At 67.9% G+C, this 5,378-nt stretch carries 11 protein-coding genes; 10 read left to right on the forward strand and 1 reads right to left on the reverse strand.

All coding sequences use genetic code 11. The annotated features are described in order from the left end of the window. Positions 1-195 precede the first annotated feature (195 nt). Entirely contained in the window at positions 196-561 is a 366-nt protein-coding gene (locus tag DRB06_RS03425; protein WP_111819141.1) for an Imm51 family immunity protein, read from the reverse strand. A 414-nt stretch (positions 562-975) separates the two neighbouring features. Here DRB06_RS03425 and rplN point away from each other — a divergent pair, with 414 nt between their 5' ends. From rplN to rplO, 10 genes are read left to right on the forward strand one after another with little or no spacing between them, the layout of a single operon-like run. Beyond that, positions 976-1,347: a 50S ribosomal protein L14 gene (gene rplN, locus DRB06_RS03430; protein WP_073327539.1), complete on the forward strand. Its 372-nt coding sequence runs from the start codon at positions 976-978 to the stop codon at positions 1,345-1,347. A gap of 3 nt (positions 1,348-1,350) precedes the next feature. Then, positions 1,351-1,695, forward strand: a complete 345-nt coding sequence (gene rplX / locus DRB06_RS03435; protein WP_073327537.1) for a 50S ribosomal protein L24 — start codon at positions 1,351-1,353, stop codon at positions 1,693-1,695. A gap of 2 nt (positions 1,696-1,697) precedes the next feature. Next, entirely contained in the window at positions 1,698-2,279 is a 582-nt protein-coding gene (gene rplE, locus DRB06_RS03440) for a 50S ribosomal protein L5 (protein ID WP_073327536.1), read from the forward strand. 1 nt (position 2,280) lies between these two features. After that, positions 2,281-2,466 carry a type Z 30S ribosomal protein S14 gene (locus tag DRB06_RS03445; RefSeq protein WP_073327534.1) on the forward strand — a complete coding sequence of 62 codons (186 nt, stop codon included), beginning with the start codon at positions 2,281-2,283 and terminating at the stop codon, positions 2,464-2,466. 58 nt (positions 2,467-2,524) lie between these two features. Further along, positions 2,525-2,923: a 30S ribosomal protein S8 gene (gene rpsH / locus DRB06_RS03450; RefSeq protein WP_073327533.1), complete on the forward strand. Its 399-nt coding sequence runs from the start codon at positions 2,525-2,527 to the stop codon at positions 2,921-2,923. 21 nt (positions 2,924-2,944) lie between these two features. Next, positions 2,945-3,484 (forward strand): 50S ribosomal protein L6, encoded by a 540-nt coding sequence (rplF, locus tag DRB06_RS03455; protein WP_073327531.1) that lies wholly within the window; start codon positions 2,945-2,947, stop codon positions 3,482-3,484. A gap of 2 nt (positions 3,485-3,486) precedes the next feature. Then, on the forward strand, positions 3,487-3,861 hold the full coding sequence (gene rplR, locus DRB06_RS03460; RefSeq protein WP_108969510.1) for a 50S ribosomal protein L18: 375 nt from the start codon (positions 3,487-3,489) through the stop codon (positions 3,859-3,861). 31 nt (positions 3,862-3,892) lie between these two features. Beyond that, the gene (gene rpsE / locus DRB06_RS03465; protein WP_073327530.1) at positions 3,893-4,600 is read left to right on the forward strand and encodes a 30S ribosomal protein S5; all 708 of its coding nucleotides are present in this window, start codon (positions 3,893-3,895) and stop codon (positions 4,598-4,600) included. Beyond that, positions 4,600-4,815, forward strand: coding sequence for a 50S ribosomal protein L30 (rpmD, locus tag DRB06_RS03470; protein ID WP_073327528.1), 216 nt, complete (start codon positions 4,600-4,602; stop codon positions 4,813-4,815). Before rpsE ends, rpmD begins: the two co-directional genes overlap by 1 nt. A 1-nt stretch (position 4,816) precedes the next feature. Beyond that, positions 4,817-5,290, forward strand: a complete 474-nt coding sequence (rplO, locus tag DRB06_RS03475) for a 50S ribosomal protein L15 (RefSeq protein WP_111819142.1) — start codon at positions 4,817-4,819, stop codon at positions 5,288-5,290. Positions 5,291-5,378: the final 88 nt, after the last annotated feature.

Raw genomic sequence — 5,378 nt, forward strand, 5'->3', positions numbered from 1 at the left:
CGTGTTTGACCTCGTGACGGGGTATCCGGGTGATGGTTTGTGTGCGCATCCCGGTGGGCGCGGTGCGTGGCGTGACGGGCAGGCGCAGGAGGGGTGCGCCTACTTGGACCGCGTTCCCCCCTCCGTTGGACCGCCTGCGACAGCGTCTAGAGCGGTCCAAGTTAGGCTGAGCGGTCCAAGTAGAGGCAGTGGGAATCAGTCGTCGAAGTCGAAACCGTCCGCATCTGCCGCGGTGACAAGGGCGGTCAGCGCATTTGGATCCGTCAAGTACGGAACGAGCGTTCGTGCCAGCCGTTCCATCAGGGGACGGCTGCCGTAGGCGATGAATGTGTCGCCCTCGGGGTCGGCCTCGACTTCGGGGAGCTCGCCGAGATCGACCAGGCGCTGAACCACACCGGCCCAGAAATACCCGTTGGGCTCGTGACCGAGTTCGGCAACGCTTTCGGCCGTGCGCGGCTCTCCGACGTCGAAGTGGCACGACCACTGGTCGAACTCGGGCGCCTCGTGCAGGTGGACGTAGTCGGGGAACTCCACAGAAGCGGGTTCAGCGGAAGCGGTCATACGCCGCACAGCCTTTCCGGATGATCGAGAACGGTTGTCGCGATTGTACGAGGCGTCGCCGCGGCAGGTCGACTTATGGAGCTCCACCATCCAAAATGCCCGGACTGGCGACCGGCCGCACGTGCCCTGGGCCGCCGCGACGGTCGCCGGCTCGCGGTGGTGAGCAAAGGCACAGGCCCGGATTTCCGGCCGGACTACCGGCGATTCCCTGCGTTGCACTAGGGTTGGGGAGTTGCGCGCGCCCTCGGTGCGCCCGGCAGAGACCTCGCGCTCCTGCGCCTGTGTCTGTCGGGGCCTGCGTACCGGGACTCGTCCGCCGTCGGCGGGCAGCGTGCACCACCAGAAGGAACGTTCGGCCAGGCTCGCGCCGCCATGCGTGGCGGGAGAACCGGCTCGACGACAGGAGAACATTCAATGATCCAGCAGGAGTCGCGACTAAAGGTCGCCGACAACACCGGTGCCAAGGAGATCCTGTGCATCCGTGTGCTCGGCGGCTCGGGTCGGCGCTATGCGGGCATCGGCGACCAGATCGTCGCTACCGTGAAGGACGCCATCCCCGGCGGCAACGTCAAGAAGGGCGAGGTCGTCAGGGCGGTCGTCGTGCGCGCCACCAAGGAACGTCGCCGCCCGGACGGCTCGTACATTCGTTTCGACGAGAACGCCGCCGTCATCATCAGGGACAAGGATGGCGAGCCCCGCGGCACGCGCATCTTCGGCCCCGTCGGCCGTGAGCTTCGCGAGAAGAAGTTCATGCGCATCGTTTCGCTCGCACCGGAGGTGATCTGACCCATGGCACGCATCAAGAAGGGCGACCAGGTCATCGTCATCGCCGGCAAGGACAAGGGCAAGACCGGCCGTGTGCTTCGGGTCATCCCGAAGGAGGACCGCGTCGTCGTCGAGGGCGTGCAGCGCGTAACCAAGCACACGCGCCCGCGGCAGACCGCCCAGGGAGCCCGCGCCGGCGGCATCGAGACCGTCGAGGCCCCCATCCACATCTCAAACGTCATGCCGATCGACCCCAAGACGGGCCAGCGCACTCGCGTCGGCTTCCGGGTCGAGGAGGGCGTGCGCCCCAACGGCCGTAAGCGCACCGTTCGCGTGCGCTACGCCAAGAAGTCCGGGGAGGATCTGTGACCATGGCTGAGAACACGGCTGAGACCACGGCGACCGCCGTCGCCCCCCGGCTGAAGGCCAAGTACGACGACCAGGTGCGTCCCGCCCTGATGGAGGAGTTCAAGCACTCCAACGTCATGCAGGTCGGGCGCGTCGCCAAGGTCGTCGTCAACATGGGTGTGGGCGAGGCCGCCCACGACTCGAAGCTGATCGAGGGCGCCGTGCGCGACCTCGCAGCCATCACCGGCCAGAAGCCGCAGGTGACTCGGGCACGCAAGTCGATTGCCCAGTTCAAGCTGCGCGCCGGACAGCCCATCGGCGCCCACGTCACGCTGCGTGGCGACCGCATGTGGGAGTTCCTCGACCGGCTCATCTCCATCTCGCTGCCCCGCATCCGCGACTTCCGCGGCCTGAGCCCGAAGCAGTTCGACGGCAACGGCAACTACACCTTCGGACTGACCGAGCAGGCGGTGTTCCACGAGATCGACCCCGACGCCATCGACCGCGTGCGCGGCATGGACATCACCGTGGTGACCACGGCCAAGACCGACGAGGAGGCCCGCTCGCTGCTCAAGCAGCTCGGCTTCCCCTTCAAGGAGAAGTGACATGGCTAAGACCTCTTTGAAAGTCAAGGCGAACCGCAAGCCGAAGTTCGGCGTCCGTGCCTACACGCGCTGCCAGCGCTGCGGCCGGCCCCGCTCGGTGTACCGCAAGTTCGGCCTGTGCCGCATCTGCCTGCGCGAGATGGCCCTCAACGGCCAGCTCCCCGGCGTGAGCAAGTCCAGCTGGTAAGAACTTACGTCGCAGGTCCGAGAAGGAAACCGCGACGAGGAAGGGCGCAGGCCCACTCATGACAATGACAGACCCAATCGCAGACATGCTGACTCGTCTGCGCAATGCCAACAACGCATACCACGAGACCGTCTCCATGCCCTCCAGCAAGCTGAAGGTGAATATCGCCAAGATGCTGAAGAACGAGGGCTACATCGACGGCTACGAGGTGACCGACGCCCAGGTCGGCAAGACGCTCACGCTGACCCTGAAGTACGGTGCCAACCGGCAGCGTGCCATCCAGGGGCTCAAGCGCGTGTCGAAGCCCGGTCTGCGCGTGTACGCAAAGTCCACGAACCTGCCCAAGGTCCTCGGCGGCCTGGGGGTGGCCATTCTGTCCACCTCCTCCGGCCTGCTCACCGACCGGCAGGCGGAGGCCCGGGGCGTAGGCGGCGAAGTGCTCGCCTACGTCTGGTGAGAGAAGGAGCGGAGAAGAACCATGTCTCGTATTGGACGCCTTCCCGTTCCGGTTCCCGCCGGAGTGGATGTAACCATTGAAGGAAATGACGTGACGGTCAAGGGCCCCAAGGGCACCCTGACCCGCACCATCGCCGAGCCGCTGACGGTCGCCCGCCAGGAGGACGGCTCCATCCTGGTGTCCCGGCCCGACGACGAGCGCCGCTCGCGCTCGCTGCACGGCCTGTCCCGCACGCTGATCAACAACATGGTCATCGGTGTGACGGAGGGCTACTCCAAGGAGCTGGAGATCGTCGGCACCGGTTACCGTGCGGCCCAGAAGGGCACCGGCATCGAGCTGTCGCTCGGCTTCTCCCACACCGTCGTCGTCGACGCCCCCGAGGGCATCGAGTTGAAGGTGGATGGTCCCGCCAAGGTGATCGTCTCGGGTATCTCCAAGGAGCAGGTCGGCGAGGTCGCCGCGAACATTCGCAAGATCCGCCCGCCGGAGCCCTACAAGGGCAAGGGTGTGCGCTACGCCGGCGAGAACGTGCGCCGCAAGGTCGGAAAGGCTGGTAAGTGACCATGGCTTACGCGATCAAGAGGGACAAGACCAAGGCTGTCGCCCGCAAGATCCGCCACCAGCGCGTGCGCAAGCACGTGTCCGGCACCGCCGAGCGCCCCCGGCTGGTGGTCAGCCGTTCCAACCGCCACATGGTGGCGCAGGTTATCGACGACACCATCGGCCACACGCTCTGCGCCGCCTCCACCCACGAGGCGGCGGCCCAGGGCGTCGAGGGCCACAAGGTCGGCGCGGCTCACCGCGTGGGCGAGCTGATTGCCGAGCGCGCCAAGGCGCTGGGCATTGAGAAGGTCGTGTTCGACCGTGGCGGCTACAAGTACCACGGTCGCGTCGCGGCCGTCGCCGAGGGCGCCCGCGAGGGCGGCCTGGAGTTCTGAGCCAGACGACGAGAAAGCTAAGGAGTTTCTGATGGCTGCACCGCAGCGAGACAGGTCCGCGTCGTCCGACGGCTCGGCCCGGCGTGAGAGCGACCGCGGCGAGGGCCGCGGCCGCCGTGACCGCAACAATGACCGCCGCGACCGGGGCACCGGCCGGGGCAACGACGACAAGTACATCGAGCGCGTCGTCACCATCAACCGCGTGTCCAAGGTCGTCAAGGGCGGCCGCCGCTTCACCTTCACGGCGCTGGTCGTCGTCGGTGACGGTGAGGGCACGGTGGGCGTCGGCTACGGCAAGGCGAAGGAAGTTCCCGCCGCCATTGCCAAGGCCGTCGAGGCGGCGAAGAAGGAGTTCTTCCACGTCCCGATGATCCGCCGCACCATCCCGCACGTGGTCCAGGGGGAGGACGCCGCAGGCATCGTGCTGCTGCGGCCCGCCTCGCCCGGTACCGGTGTTATCGCCGGCGGCCCGGTGCGCGCCGTCCTGGAGTGCGCCGGCGTCCACGACATCCTGTCGAAGTCGCTCGGCTCCTCGAACGCGATCAACATCGTCCACGCGACGGTGGCCGCGCTCAAGCAGCTCGAGCAGCCGGAGTCGGTCGCGGTTCGCCGTGGCCTGCCCCTGGAGGAGGTCGCGCCGCAGTCCATGCTGCGCGCCCGCGCCGAGGGTGAGGCCGCCAAGCGCGCCGAGGCCGAGAAGAAGGAGGCCGAAAAGGCCGCTGAAGGAGTGGGTGTGTGATGGCTGACGCCGCAACCGCTAAGACACAGCAGGACGCCCGGCAGATCAAGGTGACCCAGGTCCGCTCCGGCATCGGGGGTACCCGCCGCCAGCGCGAGACCCTGAAGGCCCTCGGCCTGCACCGGATCCGCCAGTCCGTGGTCCGCGAGGACAACCCGTCCGTGCGCGGCATGATCGCCAGGGTGGCGCACCTCGTCACCGTTGAGGAGGCCTGAGATGGCTGACACGAAGAAGCACGAGGAGGCCGGGCAGGTCGTTCGCCTGCATGACCTCCGCCCCGCTCCGGGCGCCAAGAAGGCCAAGACCCGCGTGGGTCGCGGTGAGGCGTCCAAGGGTAAGACCGCCGGCCGTGGTACCAAGGGCACCAAGGCGCGGTACCAGGTTCGCCCCGGCTTCGAGGGCGGCCAGATGCCGCTGCACATGCGCCTGCCCAAGCTGCGCGGCTTCCGCAACCCGAACCGGGTCGAGTACCAGCCCGTCAACGTCGGGCGCATCGCCGAGCTGTTCCCCGAGGGCGGCCAGGTTGGCGTTGAAGACCTGGTAGCCAAGGGCGCGGTGCGCAAGGGCCGCCTGGTCAAGGTGCTGGGTGGCGGCGACGTCGCGGTCAAGCTCGACATCACCGCCGACGCCTGGTCCGACTCCGCCAAGGAGAAGGTCGAGGCCGCGGGCGGCACGCTGGCCGCGCGCTGACCACGGGCCGGCCGTTGCCACGGCGGCGGCCGACACGCACAGCAAATGTCACGGCTCCGGCCGGGCCGGGGGAGACCCCGGCCCGGCC

The sequence above is a fragment of the Actinomyces sp. Z5 genome, assembly GCF_003287795.1.
GTDB classification, from domain to species: Bacteria; Actinomycetota; Actinomycetes; order Actinomycetales; family Actinomycetaceae; genus Actinomyces; species Actinomyces glycerinitolerans.